The organism is Stenotrophomonas sp. ESTM1D_MKCIP4_1 (assembly GCF_003086895.1).
GTDB lineage: Bacteria > Pseudomonadota > Gammaproteobacteria > Xanthomonadales > Xanthomonadaceae > Stenotrophomonas.
Map to the genome: position 1 here is coordinate 4,301,020 of NZ_CP026004.1, position 18,239 is coordinate 4,319,258.

An 18,239-nucleotide genomic window follows, 5' to 3' on the forward strand; every position below is an offset into this window, starting at 1 on the left:
ACTGGCGGACACGCCCATAAGCGGCGGCTGGCAGCGGCGGGAAGTCTGGACCTGCCGGCACGCCCGGTCAACCCTGGCCGGGTCGAGCAGTCAGGCTTCCGTTGGGGTCGGAGCCCCTTGCTCCGCAATGGGGATCCGACCCCGCATCATCGCTTGTTCCGCAAAGGGATCTGACCCCGTGTGGGCGCATACTGTGGGCGATGAACGCACCCCGGGCTCCGTGATGACCAGGTATTCCCATGCATAGCGGTGGTCTGGAACTTGCGCTGGTGCTGCTGCTGGCTGCCGTCATTGCGGTGCCGGTGTTCAAGAAGTTCGGCTTCGGCGCGGTCCTCGGTTACCTCGCAGCCGGCGTGGTGCTGGGCCCGGACGGGCTGGGCTTCGTGCAGGATGCCGACCGCATCCTCGGCGCAGCCGAGATCGGCGTGGTGATGCTGCTGTTCGTGATCGGGCTGGAGCTGTCGCCCTCGCGACTGAAGGTGATGCGACGCTCGGTGTTCGGTGCCGGCGCGGCGCAGGTGGCGCTGTCCGGCCTGGTGCTGGGTGGCCTGTTGCTGTTCGACCATTTCCAGTGGAAGAGCGCGCTGGTGGTGGGCATCGCGCTGGCCCTGTCGTCGACGGCGGTGGGGCTGCAGTTGTTGTCCGAACACAAGGCGCTGAACAGCGACCACGGGCGGCTGGGCTTTGCCATCCTGCTGTTCCAGGATCTGATCGCGATCCCGCTGCTGGCCGCCATTCCGCTGCTGGGCGGTGCGCGCAACCAGACGCTGCGCTGGGAAGATGCCGCCGTGGCGCTGGGTGCGCTGGCCGTGGTGATCCTGTGCGGGCGCCCGGTGCTGCGGCGGGTGTTCGGTGTCATCGCGCGCACCCGCAGCCCCGAAGTGTTCACTGCAACCGCGTTGCTGGTGGTGCTGGGCACGGCGTGGTTCATGCAGGAAGCCGGCCTGAGCCCCAGCCTGGGCGCGTTCCTGGCCGGTGTCCTGTTGTCCGATTCCGAATTCCGCCATGAGCTGGAAGCGCAGATCGAGCCGTTCAAGGGCCTGCTGCTCGGCCTGTTCTTCATCGCCGTGGGCATGGGCATCGACCTGGACCGCATCGCGGCCGAGCCGTGGCTGATCGCCGCCGGCGTGGCGATCCTGCTGCTTGTGAAGTTCAGCGTGCTGTATGCCATCGGCCGCGTGGCCCGGCTCAGTCCGCGGCAGTCACTGCTGCTGGGCAGTGTGCTCTGGCTGGGCGGTGAGTTCGCCTTCGTGGTGTTCAATGAGGCCCAGCGCGCACACCTGCTGGGTGATGCCAACCATGACCGGCTGGTGGCCATCGTCGGCCTGTCGATGGCGATCACCCCGCTGCTGATGATCGCCCTGCTGAAGCTGCTGGGCCGGGAACAACCGGCACCGCGCGATGCCGCTGCGGCTGACAAGGTGGCGCCGGACAACCAGCCCAAGGTCCTGATCGCCGGGATGGGCCGCTTCGGCCAGGTGATCGCGCGCCTGCTGACCGCGCAGAAGGTCCCGTTCGTGGCATTGGAGGCGAATCCGGACACCGTGGCCGACCTTCGGCGCTTCGGCAACCAGCTGTACTACGGTGATCCAACCCGGCCGGAAATGCTGCGTGCCGCAGGCGGCGAGCACATCGATGTGTTCGTGATCACCGTGGACGACCCGGAGACCAACCTGCGCGCGGTGCGCATGGTGCGCCGCCTCTACCCGGATGCGAAGGTGCTGGCGCGTGCGCGCAACCGCCAGCATGCGTGGCGCTTGATGGACATGTCGGCCGAACCCTTCCGCGAGGTGTTCGGCACCAGCCTGGAAATGGGCGGGCGCGTGCTCACGTCGCTGGGCGTGGCATCGGACGTGGCGCAGCGCCATGTGCAGCGCTTCCGCGAGCATGACGAACAGCTGCTGCGTGACCAGTACCTGGTGTACGACGATGAAGCGGCGGTGATCCAGACCTCGCGTGATGCGCGCAACGACCTGATGCATCTGTTCGAGGCCGACGCGGACAGCGACGAGAAGTAGATCCACGCCATGCGTGGATGATGGTGGGTGCCGCCATGCAGGGGTCAGAGCCCTTTCCGTTGGAAAGGGATCCGACCCCGGCCTCAGCCGTTGTCGCGCAGGAACCGGGCCATCGAGGATACGCCCGGGACGCGCGGCTCGAACTCGCCGGCCACGTCGATGAAGCCGCGCATGACGGCGATCTCGCGCGGGCTGCGGTTGAGGCTGTCGCGTGCTTCCGGATCCGCACCCGCGCGCAGCAGGCGCTGCACCAGCAGCGGCAGCCCGTGCAAGGCAGCCAGGTGCAGCGGGCCGAAGCCGCGCGGGTCACGCACGTCCAGGCTTACGTCTTCATCCAGCAGGCGCTCCACAGCGGCCATCACCACCTGTTCGTCGCAGGCGGTGCCGGGCTCGGCGCGTGCGCCCAGCAGCAGCAGCAGCGGCGTGACCGAACCGGCCGCAGCGAGATCCGGCTCGGCGCCGGCCAGCAGCAGCGTATCCAGCAACGCCAGCAGGCGCGAACGGTCGCGGGCGCTGAAGCCATACAGCGCCGCGCAGTGCAGCGGACCCAGCTGCTGGGCATCGCCGGCATGCACGTCGGCACCGGCGGTGAGCAGCCGCGCAACGATGTCGGGCAGGCCCAGCGCGGACGCCAGCATCAGCACGGTCACCCCGCCCGGCAGGCGGTGTTCCAGCTGCGCACCGGCATCGAGCAGGGCCGAGACGATATCCACCTGGCGCATGCTGACCGCGGCCGACAGCGGGGTCGCGCCACTGGCCGCGCCGTGCTGCGGATCGGCGCCGCGCGCCAGCAGCAGGTCGACCACGGCCAGGTGACCACCGCCGGCCGCACGCAGCAATGCGGTGCAGCCCTGCGCGTCGACGGCGTCGATGGCAAAGCCCAGATCGTTCAAGCGGCGCACGGCATCGACATCGCCGGCCATGGCGGCGGCCGGCAGGTCGCTTTCGCGCAGGGTGCGGCGGGGCAGCGGCCACACGCGCCAATCCAGCCAGTCGGCCAGATCGCGGCGGCCGATCGACAGCGCCACGCCCAGCGGCGTCTGCCCATCGGCAGCGCGTGCTTCCGGCGAAGCGCCGTGCTGCACCAGCAGCTTCAGTGCCCCTTCGCGGGCCAGCGCGGTGGCCAGATGCAGGGCCGTCATGCCATGGCTGTCGCGCGCTTCGCGATCAACACCGGCATTGAGCAGGGCCTGCTGCAGGCGCAGCCAGCCCAGGCGCACCGCCAGCGACAACGGCGGATCACCGGCCGGCGAGGCCGCAAACGGATCGGCACCACGTTCGAGCAGTTCCAAGGCGAGCTGTTCCAGGCCGCGTGCGGCCTGGTCGTGCTGCGCGCAGGCGGCGAGGAAGCGGGCCAGGCCACCGCGGCCGGCCGGCGACAGGCCACGCTGCAGCATCACCTGCAGGGCCGGCACCGCGTCGATGCCGCGCGACAGCAGGGCGAACATGGGGGTATCGGCGCAGGCATCGCGCACGTACGGGTCGGCGCCATGGCCCAGCAGCCAGTCGACCGCACGCGGTTCCAGCGCCAGTTCCGGGTCGAGCAGCAGGCTGCCCAGCTCTTCGGGCTGGCACAGCCTGGCCAGCGCCGCCATGCCATCGGTATTGCCGAACCCCAATGCTTCGCGCAGCAGGGTCAACGGCGGGCGGTCAGGCAGCAGGCCGATGGCACTGGCAGCTTCGCCGCGTTCGGCCAGACCATCGCTGACCGCAGCCGGCAGCGGATAGGACGGGTCGAGCAGGGCCACGATCGCCCAGCGGCCAGCTTCGGCGGCGTAATCCACCGCACGGCGGCCAAGCGGATCGCTGGCATCGGCCGCGATGCCCAGCTCCACCAGGCGCTTGACCAGCAGCGGCGATACATCCTCGGCCATGGCGGCCAGCAGCACGGCGTTGCGGCCTTCACCATCGACGGCCACCAGGTCGGGCTTGTGCGGCAGCAGGTGTTCGATGACCGCCGCACGGCCGGCGCGCGCGGCTTCCAGCCACGGCGTGCGGCCCAGCGCATCGCGCGCTTCCAGGTTGGCCCCGGCACCGAGCAGCACGCCGATGATGTCGACGTGGCCGGCCAGCGCGGCTTCGTGCAGCGCACTGCGGCGCTGGCGGTCACGCGCATCGGCGCGGGCCTTGTGCTTGAGCAGCAACTGCACGCCGGCAGGATCGTCGTCTTCGGTGGCGGCGGCGGCCAGCAGCACGGGGGTGCCGTCGCTGGGTTCGCTGCGGGCACCGCGTTCGAGCAGGAAACGGGCCAGGCGCCAGTTGCCGACCTGGCAGGCCACTGCCAGCGGCGACCAGCCCTCGCTGTTGAGTGCATCCACTTCGGCGGCGGCATCGCGCAGCAGTGCGGCCACACCGGGGTCGGAACTGCGCGCGGCGTGGTGCAGCGGGGTGTTGCCATCGCTGTCCACCGCGCGCGAATCGGCGCCATTGGCCAGCAGGGTCATCACCGCTTCGGGGCGCCCATGCCAGCTGTCGCGGGTCGCGGCCAGCAGCGGGGTCATGCCACGGTGCGGGGCATTCACATCGACGCCGCGCCCGATCAGTTCGCGCAGCAGGCGCAGGTCGGGCAGCACGGCGGCCAGCACGGCCAGGCTGCGCTGGTCACGCCAGTTCGGGTCCGGCAGCGCGTGGGGATCGGCGCCGGCGTGCAGCAGCTGCAGCGCGCGGTCGATGCGGCCGTGGCGTGCGGCTTCATACAACGCCGGGGTCAGTTCCTGCGGCGCCATCGCTTCCAGCGGCGTGCTTTCGGCGGCGGCATTGAACAGCGCTTCGGCGTCGCCGGCCGGAAACTCCTGGGGCGTGCTGCGCAGGCTGACCAGGGGCGCCGGTGCCACCCGCTGCAGCAGCAGGTGCAGTACCGGCGAGAGCAGCAGCACGGCCAGCGCGGCGGGCCAGCCTGCGCCTTCCGGCAGCAGGCCCGGCCAGGCCGGGAGTACCACCAGCGCGGCCAGGGCAACCACCGTCACCGCCACCAGCAGGCCACGCCAGGCGGTCAGGTCACGGCCGGCCAAGGCCTGCCAATGCTGGGCCAGGCTGCCATCAAGGCGTTCGACATCGTTCCACAATGGCCAGGTGCGCCAGGCAGCCAGCAGGCCGGCGCTGACCAGCACGCTCAGGCCCAGCACCGCGGCCAGGCTGCCGCTGTCGCGCAGTGCGGCCAGCGGCCACGCCAACAGCAGCGCCAACCCCGCCGGGGCCGTGGCCCACAGCACGGCCAGCGCCGGAAGATCCTGGCGGGCGATCTGTTTCAGCGGCTGCAGCGCGCGGCTGCGCCGCCACCACGACACGCCCAGCGCAAACGCCGGCTGCGCCAGAGCGGCGAGCACGGCACCCGGCAGGCCGCCGACGATCGAACCCAGCGCCAGCACGGCGCCGAGGACGAAGGCGATCGACAGGGCGCGTGGGCGCGACAGCTCAGTCATAGTGCCGCCGCATCATGCTGGTCACCGACGGCGGCACCTGCAGGTAGAAGCCGCGTTCGGCCAGCTCGCTGCGGACCTTGTCCGGGTCGGCCTGGGCCAGGCGACGCTGCGCATCCAGGGTCACTTCAAGGACGAATGAAAGCGCACCCAGCGAGGTGACCAGCGGCGCAGGCAGCGCACTGAAATCATCGCGACGGGCGAGGTAGACGTAGGTGTCCGGCTTGAGTTGGCTTTTATAGACGTAGGCGTGCATGTCCGCGGGACGATAACCCGGGAAGAGCTATGATTGTGTCGGAAAGCCGACACCGGGGAAAGCCGTCGCGCGACGATGGCGGCGCGATCGACGGCGTTTCCCCGAATGGGATTCAGCAATGTGGCGGTGGCGTTCAGGCAACCGCCACCGGCCTCAGTTGGCCGCGACCTCTTCAGTCAGCTGCGGATCGAAGGTGGGTCCCTGCAGCCAGCGCACCACATCGCCCCCCAGCGCATCGGCAATCTGCTCCAGCGTGGTGCAGGCGCGGAAGGTGAACGGCCGGTTGGTGGAGCGCTTCAGGGTGAAGTTGCCGACCACCTTCCCGTCTTCCTTCAGCTCGCCGTAGATGCGGCCCCACTTGGGCCCGGAAATGGCGCCACCACCAGCGGCATGTGCCTTGGTCACCACCAGGTACAGTTCGCGGCCGGCGGCGTCCCCGCCATCGCCCACGACCACCGCACCGTCGGCATGGCGCACGATGCTCTGGCTCAGGTACTGGCCGAACCGGCACTCCTCACGGATCAGTTCGCCGCCCACGCCCTCACGGTACGGCACGTCGGCGGTGATGTGGATGGGTGCGCCGGCGGCCTGCGCATGCAGCGCAGGCACGCACAAAAAAACCGCTGCAAGGGCAGCGGCGTGGATCGACTTCATGGTGTTCCCCCTGTGGACCGCGTCCCCGGCAAGGCGTCGGGGACTACGGTTGGCGCTTACTTTACCTTGGCGTAGGTGCCCTTGAGCGCAACGCCTGCCAGGATGGCACCGGCGTAGCATTCGTAGTTGGTCGCGCTCTTGAACTCGTTCTTCTTGTAATAGCTGACGATGTCGACCACGGCATTGGCGCCGCGCGACTTGGCGCCGTCCTGCAGCGCGCGCAGCGCCGACAGGGCCACCCAGCGGCAGGCTTCCGCATCGCTCTTGTTGGCGGCGTTGGTCTTCTTGTTGGTCACATCCTCGCCCAGGCGCTGCTGCACGCTGACCGGCTGGCCGGCCAGGTAGAAGCGCACGCTGCCGTCGATGCCGGCATCCTTGGCGGCCTGCGAGCTGACCAGCTCCTGCAGGGACTGCTCGACGCGCGTATCGCGGGCCGAGGCGGTGGAGGTCAGGGCCAGCAGCGCAGTGGCGGTGGCGATCATCAGGGTACGACGCATCGAAACTTCTCCTTGTCCGGGGTGCGGGGTGTGGGGTGGTCGGTCATTCGCTCCAGCGGCGGAACACCAGTGAGGTGTTGATGCCACCGAAGGCGAAGTTGTTGCTCATCACGTACTCGGCCTGCAGTTCACGGCCCTGTCCGGTGATGAAATCCAGCTGGCCGCAGCGCGGGTCGACCTCGCCCAGGTTCAGGGTCGGGGCAAACCAGCCGGCGCGCATCATTTCGATGCTCATCCAGGCCTCGAACGCACCGCAGGCGCCGAGCATGTGGCCGACATAGCTCTTCAGCGAGCTGATCGGCATGCCGCTGCCGAACACCTGCGCGGTGGCCTGGGTCTCGGCGATGTCACCGTGGTCGGTGGCGGTGCCGTGCGCGTTGACGTAGTCGATCTGCGACGGCTCCAGGCCGGCATCCTCCAGGGCCAGGCGCATGGCCTGGGCCATGGTGTCCGCACTGGGCTGGGTGACGTGCTGGCCGTCGCTGTTGGTGCCGTAGCCGACGATCTCGGCGAGGATGGTCGCGCCGCGCGCCTGTGCGTGTTCCAGGTCTTCCAGGATCAGCGTGCAGGCGCCTTCGCCCAGCACCAGGCCATCGCGGCCGGCATCGAACGGGCGCGGCGTGGTCTGCGGCGCATCGTTGCGCGTGCTGGTGGCAAACAGGGTGTCGAACACGGCAGCGGCGGTGGCATCGAGCTGTTCGGCACCGCCGGCCACCATCACCGTCTGCTTGCCGCTGCGGATGGCCTCATAGCCCGCGCCCACGCCCTGGCTGCCCGAGGTGCAGGCGCTGGAGGTGGTGTAGACCCGACCGGACAGGCCGAAGAACACGCCGATGTTGACCGGCGCGGTGTGGCTCATCATCTTCAGGTAGGTGGTGGCGCTGATGCCGTCGGTGGTGAATTCATGCAGCATGCGGCCGAATTCGCCGGTGGCTTCGTGGCTGCCCGAGGACGAGCCGTAGGCCACGCCGGCGCGACCGCTGCGCAGCACCGGGTGCTCGAACAGGCCGGCTTCGCGCAGCGCCACTTCGGTGGCGCGCACGGACATGATGGCCACCTTGCCCATCGAGCGGGTGGTCTTGCGGTTGTAGTTCGGCGGCAGGTCGTAATCCTGCGCGGGTGCGGCCAGCTTGGTGTTCAGGCCGGCGTAGACATCCCATTCGGGCATCGTGCGCACCGCATTGCGGCAGCTGCGCAGGTGCGCCTCGATGGTCGGCCAGTCGTGGCCGAGCGGGCTGATGGCGGCGGCACCGGTCACCACCACGCGACGATCGGCGGCCATCAGATCATGCCTCCGTTCACCGAGATCACCTGGCGGGTGATGTAGCCGGCCGGTTCGGACAGCAGGAACGCGACGGTGGCGGCCACTTCTTCCGGACGGCCGACGCGGCCGGCGGGGATCAGCTTCAGCGCATGGTCGACCACTTCTTCGTTGAGCATATCGGTCTCGATCAGGCCGGGGGCCACGCAGTTGACGGTGATCTGGCGGCTGGCCAGTTCCAGCGCCAGTGCCTTGGTGGCACCGATGATGCCGGCTTTGGCCGCACTGTAATTGACCTGGCCGCGGTTGCCGGCGACGCCGGATACCGAGGACAGGGTGACGATGCGGCCCGGTTTCCGACGCCGCACCATCGGCATGATGAGCGGGTGCAGCACGTTGTAGAAGCCATCCAGGTTGGTGTGGATGACCTGGTCCCAGTCGTCCTCGGACAACGCCGGGAAAGCGCCATCGCGGGCGATGCCGGCGTTGCAGACCACACCGTAGTAGGCGCCATGTGCTTCCACGTCCGCTTCCAGCGCCGCACGTGCGGCAGCGCGGTCGGCCACGTCGAACGCCAGCACGCGGGCCTGCGGGCCCAGCGCCTGGATCTCGGCCGCCACGGCCTGCGCTTCGTCCACGCGGCTGCGGCAATGCACCACCACGTCGAAGCCATCGCGCGCGATGCGCAGCGCGATGGCCCGGCCGATGCCCCGGCTGGCGCCGGTCACCAGCACGCTTCGATTCCCTGTCATGCCTCTCCACTCTCCAGATAAGCCATCGCGTCGGCCGGTTCAAACACCGACACGTTGGCAACCGCCCATTCCTCATCACCCGCCAGGATCCGGCAGGCGAACATCCCTAGCCCATTGTCGCCCAACAGCTCGCAGCGCGCGTGTACGCGCAGCCGGCTGCCGCTGGGGAAGCTGCCGTGCGTGCTGGCGTAGCGCCGGCTGCCAAGCAGGAAACCCAGCTGCGGCGGGTTGCCGGCCACGCGGGCGCGACAGCCGGCCCAGGCCGCGATGGCCTGCGCCATGTACTCGATGCCGACCCAGGCCGGCACGCCACCGTCTTCGATGAACAGGCCCGAGGCAGGCACCACCAGCTCGGCCTCGATGCTGTCTTCGTCCCAGCGCACGATGCGCTCCAGCAGGCACATGTCCTGCCGGTGCGGCACCACGTCTTCGATGGCGAACAGGGGCCCGCTCATGGCTGCCGCCCCTGCAGTGCCAGCACGGCGTTGCTGCCACCGAAGGCGAAGGAGTTGCTCAGCACCCGTTGCGGCGCGTGCGCCAGGCGCGTGCCGGCCGCGACCAGCGGCAGGGCCGGCAGGGCCGGGTCCGCGCTGCCATCCCACCAGTGCGGCGGCAGCCGGTTGTCCGGATTTTCAGCCAGCAGGATCCAGCACACGGCCGCCTCGATGGCACCGGATGCGCCCAGGGTGTGGCCGGTCAGTGGTTTGGTCGAACTGGCCGGCACGGCGGTGCCCAGCACCTCGGCCACGGCCACGCTTTCCATCGCATCGTTGTGGCCGGTGGCGGTGCCGTGCAGATTCACGTAATCCACGTCCTGCGCGTTCCACCCGGCCCGCTGCAGCGCCTGTTGCAGGGCGTCGATCGCGCCCAGGCCTTTCGGATCCGGTGCGGACATGTGGTGCGCATCGGCCGATTCGCCCCAACCGGCCAGCTGCACCGGACCGGCGTCACGGGTCAGCAGGAACAGCGCCGCGCCTTCACCGATGTTGATGCCGCAGCGGTGCTTCGAGAACGGATTGCAGCGCGCCGCCGACACCGATTCCAGCGCGCTGAAGCCAGCCACGGTGAAGCGGCACAGCGAATCGGCGCCGCCGGCGATGACCGCATCGGCGATGCCGGCGCGCAGCAGGCGCGCGGCCGACATCAGCGCCTTGGCGCTGGAGGAACAGGCGGTGGACAAGGTCCAGGCCGGGCCCTGCGCACCGCTGCGCTGGCGCACGAACTGCGCCGCGGTGCCCATCTCCTGCTGCGCGTAATCGAACCCCGGCGGCCACTGGTCCGTTTCGGCGCGCGTACGCAGCGCCTGTTCGGATTCACCGATGCCCGAGGTGCTGGTGCCCAGCACCACCGCCACGCGCGACGCGCCGTAGCGGGCGATGGTGGCCTGCACCGACGGCGCGATCTGCGCCAGGGCGGCATCCAGCAGCGCGTTGTTGCGGCCACGCAGGGCCACCGGCACGTCATCCAGCGCCGGCAGCGGCGTGCGCACTTCACCCAGCGCCAGGGTCTGGCCCGGCAGCACGGTGTCGTTGTCGCTGAGCCCGCCGGGTGCATCGGCAAACAGTGCCGCAGCGACCTCCGCGCGGCCTTCGCCCAGCGCGCAGACGATGCCGAGGTCGTTCAGGTAAATCGCTGCGGTCATCAATCCTGCCCGGCCATGTCGATCGATTCGATGCGCAGGGCATAGCCCTCGGCGCGGTTGTCCAGCTGCACGCTGCCATCGTCCAGGCGCTGCAGCTGCAGCCACACCTGGCCATCGCGCGAGAGGCTGCGGCGCTGGCCATCGTCGGCCACCTGCCAGCCGGCCGGCAGCGCGGCGGCAATGGCCGCGGTGGGCCACAGCGCGAACTGCAGGTCGTCCAGCACGCGCTCGGCGCGCACCTGAGGCGGCAGCCACGGCGCACGCTGCTGGGTCAGCGTCCGGCCGTCCCACTGCAGGCGCACGCCGGTCTGGCCCATCGCCTGCACGGCCAGCTGCACCTGCTGCGCATCGGCTTCCAGCAGCGCGTCCAGATCCCGCTCGTGGCTGCCGAAACGGAAATGCAGCTGCTGCTGCAGCGCCAGCGGCGCCGGCAGGCTGGCCGGCGACAGGCGCAGCGGCGGCAGTTCGACCAGCGGGCGCGGCATGCGGCTGGCACAGGCGGCCAGCAGCAGGCACAGCAGCACCGCACTGAAGCGGACGATCAGGCGCTGCACAGTTCCTCCAGCACGCGCATGCGGCGGCCGCTGGGGTCGGCCACGTAGGGGTTGTCTGTATCCCAGGCGTAACCGGCCAGGATGGAGCAGATCATGTCGCGCACCTGCGGCTGTTGGTCAGGGTGGTAGATGATCTTCTGGAAGCCGCCCTGGTACCAGCTTTCCACGAAGCGGCGGAAGGTCTTCACGCCTGCGCGCAACGGAAGGGAGAATTCGGCTTCCCAGTCGACGGTCGCACCGGCGTAGCGACGCTTCAGGCATTCGCTGGCCAGCTGCGCCGACTTGAAGGCGATGGTCACGCCGGAGGAGAACACCGGGTCGAGGAATTCACCGGCGTTGCCCAGCAGCGCATAGCCCGGGCCCCACAGCGAACTGACGTTGGCCGAGTAACCGGTGATGCGGCGCACCGGCAGCACAGCCCATTCGGCATTGGCCAGCAGGCCGGTCAGGTTCGGGTCCTCGCCGACGATGGCCTGCAGCTTCTGCAGGTCGTCGCCCTCGTAACGCTCGAAGAACGAAGGTTCGGCCACCACGCCCAGCGAACAGCAGCCGTTGGAGAACGGGATGGTCCAGTACCAGACGTCGATGTGCTCGGGGTGGGTGGTGATGAGGATCTTGTTGCGGTCGAAATCCGCTTCGGCCGGGATGTTGTCGCGCACGTGGCAGAAGATCGCGCCGCGCACCGGGAAGTTGGACGGCGATTCCAGGTCCAGCAGGCGCGGCAGCAGGCGGGCGAACCCGGAAGCATCAAGGATGAAGTCCGCTTCGATGCGGTACTCGCTGCCATCGGGGCGGCGCACGTTCACCGCCGGGTGCTCGCCTGCTTCCACGGCCAGCACTTCATCGCCAAAGCGCAGGGTGGTGCCCATGCGCTCGGCACCACGCGCCAGCACATTGTCGAAGTCGGCGCGCTGCACCTGGTAGGTGGTACCCCAGCCCGGCGAGAATTTCCTGCGGAAATCGAAAGCCGTGCGCGCTTCACCGTGCACGAAGGCCGCGCCGTTCTTGTACTGGAAGCCCGCTTCCACCACGTCCTGCAGCAGGCCGGCTGCCTCGATGTATTCCATGCTCTGCGGCAGCAGGCTTTCGCCGATCGAGAAGCGCGGGAACTGCTGGCGCTCCAGCATCAGCACCTGGCGGCCCTGCTGGCGCAGCATGGCCGCAGCCACCGATCCGGCGGGACCCGCGCCGATGATCAGGATCTCAGTACGTTCGACCTCGGTCGATGGGGCAGGTGCATCCACGGCAGGGTTCATCGGTGCGTCCTTGTTGCTCGATCAGGTGGAAAGGAAGGGTGTGGCGCCGCGCGCGGTCAGGCCGGCGGCAGGTCGTGCGGGGGTGGCCGGAACAGCGGCGAGATCAGCCAGACCAGGCCGATGCCGAACAGCAGGGTGAGGCCGAACGCGCGCAGCGCCGGTGTCTGCGACAGACCCAGCAGGCCGAACGACAACCATGTGCTGGCCGCGCCCACGCAGACGGCCAGCCATGCGCTGGCATCACCGCGGTGCTCGATCAGGAAGATGCCGTAGTCGATGCCCATGCCCAGCAGCAGCATCAGCGCCAGTACGTTGAACAGCTGCAGCGGCTGGCCGAACAGGCCGAGCAGGCCCAGGGTCAACGCGCCGGCAATGAGGGTCGGGGCGAACACACGCCAGGCCTGGCGGCGGTAGCGCAGCCACAGCGCGCCGAACACCAGCGCGATGCCGACCAGCAGCAGCCCGCCCATCAGCTTGCGGTAGTGGCCCAGCAGCGTGGAGAAGTCGGCCGTGCGGTCGACCCAGCGCACGCCGGGCAGGCCTTCGGCCGCACCCTGCAGGGTCGCCAGTGCATCGGCCCGCGACAGGTCATCGACCATCACCACGCTGACCTTCTGCCCGCCCACCGTGCCCACCCAAAGGTGGCGGAACGGCTGCGAGGCCGGCGAGGCAAGGAAGGCCTCGGCGGTCAACGGCGCCGCCGCGAATGCCGGCCGTAGCAACGGCTCGCCCACCGCCTCGGAGACCGCCGACAACACGCCCGGCTCGACCTTGGCGGTCAATGCGGCATCGGCCTGCTGGCGCGCCGGGGACGGCAGCCAGTCGCTGATCGCGCGGTAGCCGCCAATGCGCTTGTCGTTGGCCAGCGCGCGCAGGCGTTGGGTCAGCGCTTCTTCGCGTTCCAGCAGCTGGTCCGAATCGGCGCCCTGCACCAGGTAGAACTGCGCCGGGCTGGGCATGCCCAGCAGCTGGCTCAGGCGGATCTGTTCGGCCATCAGCGCCGGCGGCGACGACTGCAGGCTGCGCAGGTCATCGTTGCTCTGCAGGCGCGCGATGCCGATGGCCGACAGGGCCAGGGCGGCGACGATGAACACGGTGACCGCGCGCGTGCCGTGCAGGCGCGGGAAGCGATCCAGGGTATTGCCCAGCCACTGCGAGAAACGGGTCTGGCGGATCTCGCCACCGTCCAGCCACGGGAACCAGAAGATGACCGTGAGGAACGCGGCGGCCAGGCCGACCACCGAGAACAGGGCCATCTGCCGCAGGCCGGGGAACGGGGCCAGGCCCAGCGCCAGGTAGGCCAGCGCACTGGTCACCAGCGCCAGCCACAGGCCCGGCAGCAGGTGGCGCAGCAGCTTCCAGCGGCGGTCGGCCGGTTCGGCCTGGCGCGAAGCGAACCAGTGGATGCCGTAATCCTCGGCCACGCCTACCAGCGATGCGCCGAACACCAGGGTCAGCACGTGCACCTTGCCGAACACCAGCACGGTCACTGCCAGCGCCACGCCGCAGCCGATCAGCAGCGAGGCGGCCACCAGCAGGATCGGCCGCAGCGAACGGAATGCCAGCCACACCAGCAGCAGCACCGCCGCCAGCGAGCCCCAGCCGATGGTGTTGATTTCCCGGTTGGCCTGCACGGCCGCCGCTTCGGCATGCAGCGGCACACCGGCATGCAGGATTTCCAGCCCGGGCGCGGCGGCCTTGGCAGCTTCGCCAGCGCGTTCAAGCAGGCCATCGATGTGGCGCTCGCCATCCAGCTGGAACGCCGAACCCGGCGTATCGAACTGCAGCACCGCCCAGTGCTTGCCCTCGGCGTCGAGCAGGCCGTCATCTCCCAGGCGCAGGCCGGATCCCTGGGCCTGCTGCTGCCACCACTGCGGCCACAGCGACAGCGGGTCCTGCCGCCAATCGGTCAGCCGCGGCGCGCCCATCGGGCCGTACAACGCGGCCAATGCCTGTTCGGCCAGTGCGCCCGGCTCGGCCTGCTGCAGCTGTTCGCGCTGGGCCGGGGTCAGCAGGCGGTCGCGGTACGGCGCGTAAAACGCGCGTGCTTCATCGAACCAGCCTTCGATGGAACCACTGGGCACCAGCAATCCGCTGTCGGCATCGCTGGCCATCGTCTTGGCGAAGGCCGCCTGCGCGCGCTTGGCGGCGGCGCCGTCGGCACTGCCCAGCAGTACCACCACCTGGCGCGAGCTGCCATCGGCAATGCGACGGGTGACATCACTCAACAGGCGGTCGTGCGCATCCTGCGGCAGCAGCGCGAGGATGTCGGTATCGATCCGCGATTCCTGGCTCCACAGGCGCCATTGCTGCACGCCCAGCACCAGCAGCACCAGCAGCCAGGCGATGCCCAGCCAGTGCCACCAGCGGCGCAGGCGCTCCGGTCCCTTCGCCATTCCCGGATCAGTCAAAGCGGCGCGCCTCGTCGGCGGACAGGTTGGCCGGTGCTTCGCTCAATGCGCTGAACTGGATCTGCGTGCGGTCCTTGTTGGCCTCCACGATCTCCACCTGGCGCACGTAGCGATCACCCTGCAGCGTCAGCGATTGGAACGCCTTGGCCAGCATCGCCGACTTCGGGGTCAGCTGCAGCCGCCAGCCCTGCCCTTCGCGGCTGGCCTGCACGTTGAACTGGCTGGACAGCGCCTGCACATCGCCGCTCATCAGCGCGAACATGATCGCGTTGACCGAGCGCATCGCCGGCTGCTGGCGCGCATCCAGTTCGACGCGGGTACTGCCATCGCGCTGGCGGCTGAGGATGCGGTCGGCGGTCACCACGACTTCGGACGGGAACGGCTTGAGCGTGGTCCAGATGACGCCGTGCTGGCGCGCGACCACGAACTGGCCCTGCGAGCGCAGCGGGTTCCTGAAACCACTGACCTGCTTTTCCTGGGTGAACTGGCCGCGCAGCACGTCCGGCCGCGCCACCGCCTGGGTGATCGCATCGACGGGGGCATCAGCAGCGTGCACCAGCGGCGCAGCGGCGAGCAGCAACGCGCACAGCAGCACGCGCGGAAGACGGCGGAAAGGATTCACGGTGCGGGCACTCCCAGACGCTGCCACAGCACCGGCGGGCACTGGTACAGCATTTCCTTGCTGGTCGCGTCCACCGCGACCTGGATGGTCATCGCGCGGGTCAGCACCTGGCCGCTCTGCGCATCGAGGATCTCGTACTCGATCTTCAGCCGGTTCTCCCATTCGACGATGCGCGACACCACGCGCAGCGCCTGGTTGAACAGCAGCGGGCGCACGTACTTCACCCGCGCATCGACCACCGGCCACAGGTAGCCCGATTCGAGCATCTGCGGGTAGTCGTAGTCGTAGCGGCCCAGCAGCGCGCAGCGTGCGATCTCGAAGTACTTGAAGTAATTGCCATGCCAGACCACGTTCATCGGGTCGCAGTCATGGAAGGCCGGGGACAGCGAGATCTCGCCGACCAGTTCGATTGCCTCATTCACCGACATACAGCTCCCAGCGTTGCGCGCGGATCTCCACCAGCAGTTCCCGCAGTTCGCGATCCAGCGCGCGGTCTTCTTCGACCAGGGCGATGCGCTGCCCCAGGTCGGCGTACATGTCGGCCAGACTGCCATGCAGCTGCGCGTTCAGGCCAACCCGTTCACGCAGGGCCAGGCCCTGGCGTGCGGCGATCAGCATCGCGGCCACCACCTGTTCGGTCAGTTCGATCACGCGCAGGCAGTCGCGCGCGGCGATGGTGCCCATGCTGACCTTGTCCTGGTTGTGGCATTCGGTCGAGCGCGAGAACACGCTGGCCGGCATGGTCTGCTTCAGCGCCTCGGCGGTCCATGCGGACACGCTGATCTGCAGCGCCTTCAGGCCATGGTTGATGGCCGCGCGCGGGCCGGTGGCCGCCGACAGGTTGGCCGGCAGGCCGTGGTTGTAGCGGGCATCGACCACCAGCGCCAGCTGCCGGTCGAGCAGGTCGGCAACGTTGGCCACGGTGTTCTTCAGGGTGTCCATCGCCAGCGCGATGTGGCCGCCGTAGAAGTGGCCACCGTGCAGGATGCGTTCGCCGTCGGCGTCGATCAGCGGATTGTCGTTGGCGCTGTTCAGTTCGGTTTCGATCAGCTGGCGCAGGAACGGCAGGCTGTCTTCCAGCACGCCGATCACATGCGGTGCGCAGCGCAGCGAATAGCGGTCCTGCAGGCGCTGTTCGTTGCGCGGCGGGCGCTCGCTGTGCAGGTCGCTACGCAGGCGCGCAGCGATGCGGCCTTGGCCCGGGTGCGGCTTGGCGGCGAACAGGGTTTCGTCGAAGTGGTGCGCATTGCCGTCGCTGGACAGCACGTTGAACGCGGTCAGGCGGGTGGCCATGCGCGCCAGGTAGTCGGCGCGCTGCCAGGCCAGGCAGGCCAGGCCGGTCATCACCGCAGTACCGTTCATGATGGCCAGGCCTTCCTTCGGCCGCAGCTTCAGCGGGGTCATGCCGATCGTCGCCAGCACCGGGCCGGCCGGCTGCACCTGGCCCTGGAACAGCACCTCACGCTCGCCACACAGCACGGCCGCGACATAGGACAGCGGGGTCAGGTCACCACTGGCGCCAACCGAGCCTTCGGCCGGAATCAGCGGCAGCACATCATGCCGCAGCAGGGTGGCCAGGCCTTCCAGCAACTGCACGCTGACACCGGACATGCCACGCACCAGCGAGGCCAGGCGCGCGGCCAGCACGGCGCGGGTCTCGGCCGGGTCCAGGTACCGGCCCAGGCCGCAGCCATGGTAGGTGTACAGGTGATGCGGCAGTTCGGCCACCAGTGCCGGCGGGATGTTCACCGTGCACGAATCGCCGTAGCCGGTGGTCACGCCATAGATCACCCCGTCCTCGCGCAGCAGGCGGTCGAGGAAATCGGCACCGCGCTGGATATGCGCGCGGAAGGCGGGCGCTTCGCTCAGCGCGGCATCACACTGGCGCTGGGCCAGGGCAACCACGTCTTCGATGGTCAACGGTGCATCGCCGAAACGGCACACGGGTACGGCGTCAGTCGTCATGGGGGGCCTGATCCCAGAAGGGGAAGAAATTGAACCAGTCCAGCGGGGACTGGATGACCTGGAGTTCCAGCCAGTGCGCGAAGCGCTGCGCCTGTTCGGCCAGTGCGGCATCACGCGAACCACGCGGCAGCACCACGCGTTCGGCAAACTGTTCAAACGCCACGCGATAGCCATCGCCATCGTGCAGGCAGGACATGGTGTAGACCGGGCACGCCAGCGCGGAGGCCAGCACATAGGCACCGATCGGGAACGGCGCACGGTGGCCGAGGAAATCGGCCATCACGCTGCGCCCGCCCTGCACCGGCACGCGGTCGCCGACGATGGCCACGAAACCGCCGGAGGCGACTTTCTCGGCCAGCATCACCGCCGTGGCCGGGCCCATGGCGGTCACCTGCACCAGTTCCACCGCCGCCAGCGGGTCCAGCCGCTGCAGCAGCCGGTTGAAGCGCTGCGCGTGCGCGGTATGCACCAGCACGGTGATGCGGAAGCCGGGCACCTGCTCGGCCAGCACCTGGCACAGTTCCAGGCAGCCGATGTGTGCGGTCAGGATCAGGCCGCCTTCGCGGCGCGCGATTTTTCCCAGCACCAGATCGCGCTGCAGGTGGATGCGCTCGGGCGGGTAGCGGCCGCCGAGGCCGAGGATCTTGTCCAGCATCGTGTCGGCGAAGCTGAAGAAATGGCGCAGGCTGTCACGCCGGCCCGGCGCATGGCCCAGCGCGCCGCTGTGGGCCTGCAGCCGCTGCAGGTACTGCAGCGACGCCTGGCGGCCGACCCGGTTGCCCAGCCAGTGGCACATCACCACCGGCCACACGCACAGGCGGAACGGCCAGCGCCCGAACCAGCGGTGCACCCAGCACAGGAACAGCACACCGGCCACCGATGTGGATTCGCCGATGTCGGCCCAGTGCGGTGCGTCGTGCGCGCGGCCCATC

16 protein-coding genes are annotated in these 18,239 nt (G+C 69.3%); 1 reads left to right on the forward strand and 15 read right to left on the reverse strand.

Features of this window, described 5'->3' with window-relative positions; genetic code table 11:
- Positions 1 to 239: 239 nt before the first annotated feature.
- A complete protein-coding gene (locus C1924_RS19470; RefSeq protein WP_108766787.1) occupies positions 240 to 2,018 on the forward strand; it encodes a monovalent cation:proton antiporter-2 (CPA2) family protein in 1,779 nt (592 codons plus the stop codon).
- Positions 2,019 to 2,101: 83 nt separating this feature from the next.
- On the opposite strand, the gene C1924_RS19475 is transcribed toward C1924_RS19470, so the two are convergent.
- From C1924_RS19475 to C1924_RS19545, 15 genes are all read right to left on the reverse strand, one after another.
- A complete protein-coding gene (locus C1924_RS19475; protein WP_108766788.1) occupies positions 2,102 to 5,440 on the reverse strand; it encodes an ankyrin repeat domain-containing protein in 3,339 nt (1,112 codons plus the stop codon).
- Positions 5,433 to 5,693, reverse strand: coding sequence for a YcgL domain-containing protein (locus tag C1924_RS19480; protein WP_108766789.1), 261 nt, complete (start codon positions 5,691 to 5,693; stop codon positions 5,433 to 5,435). Before C1924_RS19480 ends, C1924_RS19475 begins: the two co-directional genes overlap by 8 nt.
- A gap of 153 nt (positions 5,694 to 5,846) precedes the next feature.
- Positions 5,847 to 6,347: a hypothetical protein gene (locus C1924_RS19485; protein WP_159094851.1), complete on the reverse strand. Its 501-nt coding sequence runs from the start codon at positions 6,345 to 6,347 to the stop codon at positions 5,847 to 5,849.
- A gap of 56 nt (positions 6,348 to 6,403) precedes the next feature.
- Complete coding sequence (locus C1924_RS19490) at positions 6,404 to 6,844, reverse strand: excinuclease ATPase subunit (RefSeq protein ID WP_108766791.1); 441 nt, start codon at positions 6,842 to 6,844, stop codon at positions 6,404 to 6,406.
- Positions 6,845 to 6,887: 43 nt separating this feature from the next.
- Positions 6,888 to 8,126, reverse strand: a complete 1,239-nt coding sequence (locus C1924_RS19495) for a beta-ketoacyl-ACP synthase (RefSeq protein ID WP_108766792.1) — start codon at positions 8,124 to 8,126, stop codon at positions 6,888 to 6,890.
- Complete coding sequence (locus C1924_RS19500) at positions 8,126 to 8,857, reverse strand: 3-ketoacyl-ACP reductase FabG2 (protein WP_108766793.1); 732 nt, start codon at positions 8,855 to 8,857, stop codon at positions 8,126 to 8,128. Before C1924_RS19500 ends, C1924_RS19495 begins: the two co-directional genes overlap by 1 nt.
- Entirely contained in the window at positions 8,854 to 9,312 is a 459-nt protein-coding gene (locus C1924_RS19505) for a hotdog family protein (RefSeq protein WP_108766794.1), read from the reverse strand. The genes C1924_RS19500 and C1924_RS19505 overlap by 4 nt, the downstream gene beginning before the upstream one ends.
- Positions 9,309 to 10,499: a beta-ketoacyl-[acyl-carrier-protein] synthase family protein gene (locus C1924_RS19510; RefSeq protein WP_108766795.1), complete on the reverse strand. Its 1,191-nt coding sequence runs from the start codon at positions 10,497 to 10,499 to the stop codon at positions 9,309 to 9,311. The genes C1924_RS19505 and C1924_RS19510 overlap by 4 nt, the downstream gene beginning before the upstream one ends.
- Entirely contained in the window at positions 10,499 to 11,053 is a 555-nt protein-coding gene (locus C1924_RS19515; RefSeq protein ID WP_108766796.1) for a DUF3261 domain-containing protein, read from the reverse strand. Before C1924_RS19515 ends, C1924_RS19510 begins: the two co-directional genes overlap by 1 nt.
- Entirely contained in the window at positions 11,041 to 12,309 is a 1,269-nt protein-coding gene (locus C1924_RS19520) for an NAD(P)/FAD-dependent oxidoreductase (protein WP_108766797.1), read from the reverse strand. Before C1924_RS19520 ends, C1924_RS19515 begins: the two co-directional genes overlap by 13 nt.
- Positions 12,310 to 12,365: 56 nt before the next feature.
- Complete coding sequence (locus C1924_RS19525) at positions 12,366 to 14,705, reverse strand: MMPL family transporter (RefSeq protein ID WP_108766798.1); 2,340 nt, start codon at positions 14,703 to 14,705, stop codon at positions 12,366 to 12,368.
- A gap of 7 nt (positions 14,706 to 14,712) precedes the next feature.
- Positions 14,713 to 15,342 (reverse strand): outer membrane lipoprotein carrier protein LolA, encoded by a 630-nt coding sequence (locus C1924_RS19530; protein ID WP_108766799.1) that lies wholly within the window; start codon positions 15,340 to 15,342, stop codon positions 14,713 to 14,715.
- Positions 15,339 to 15,770, reverse strand: coding sequence for an acyl-CoA thioesterase (locus C1924_RS19535; protein WP_108766800.1), 432 nt, complete (start codon positions 15,768 to 15,770; stop codon positions 15,339 to 15,341). The genes C1924_RS19530 and C1924_RS19535 overlap by 4 nt, the downstream gene beginning before the upstream one ends.
- Positions 15,757 to 17,307, reverse strand: coding sequence for an aromatic amino acid ammonia-lyase (locus C1924_RS19540; RefSeq protein WP_108766801.1), 1,551 nt, complete (start codon positions 17,305 to 17,307; stop codon positions 15,757 to 15,759). Before C1924_RS19540 ends, C1924_RS19535 begins: the two co-directional genes overlap by 14 nt.
- The gene (locus C1924_RS19545) at positions 17,297 to 18,238 is read right to left on the reverse strand and encodes an acyltransferase (protein ID WP_108766802.1); all 942 of its coding nucleotides are present in this window, start codon (positions 18,236 to 18,238) and stop codon (positions 17,297 to 17,299) included. The genes C1924_RS19540 and C1924_RS19545 overlap by 11 nt, the downstream gene beginning before the upstream one ends.
- Position 18,239: the final 1 nt, after the last annotated feature.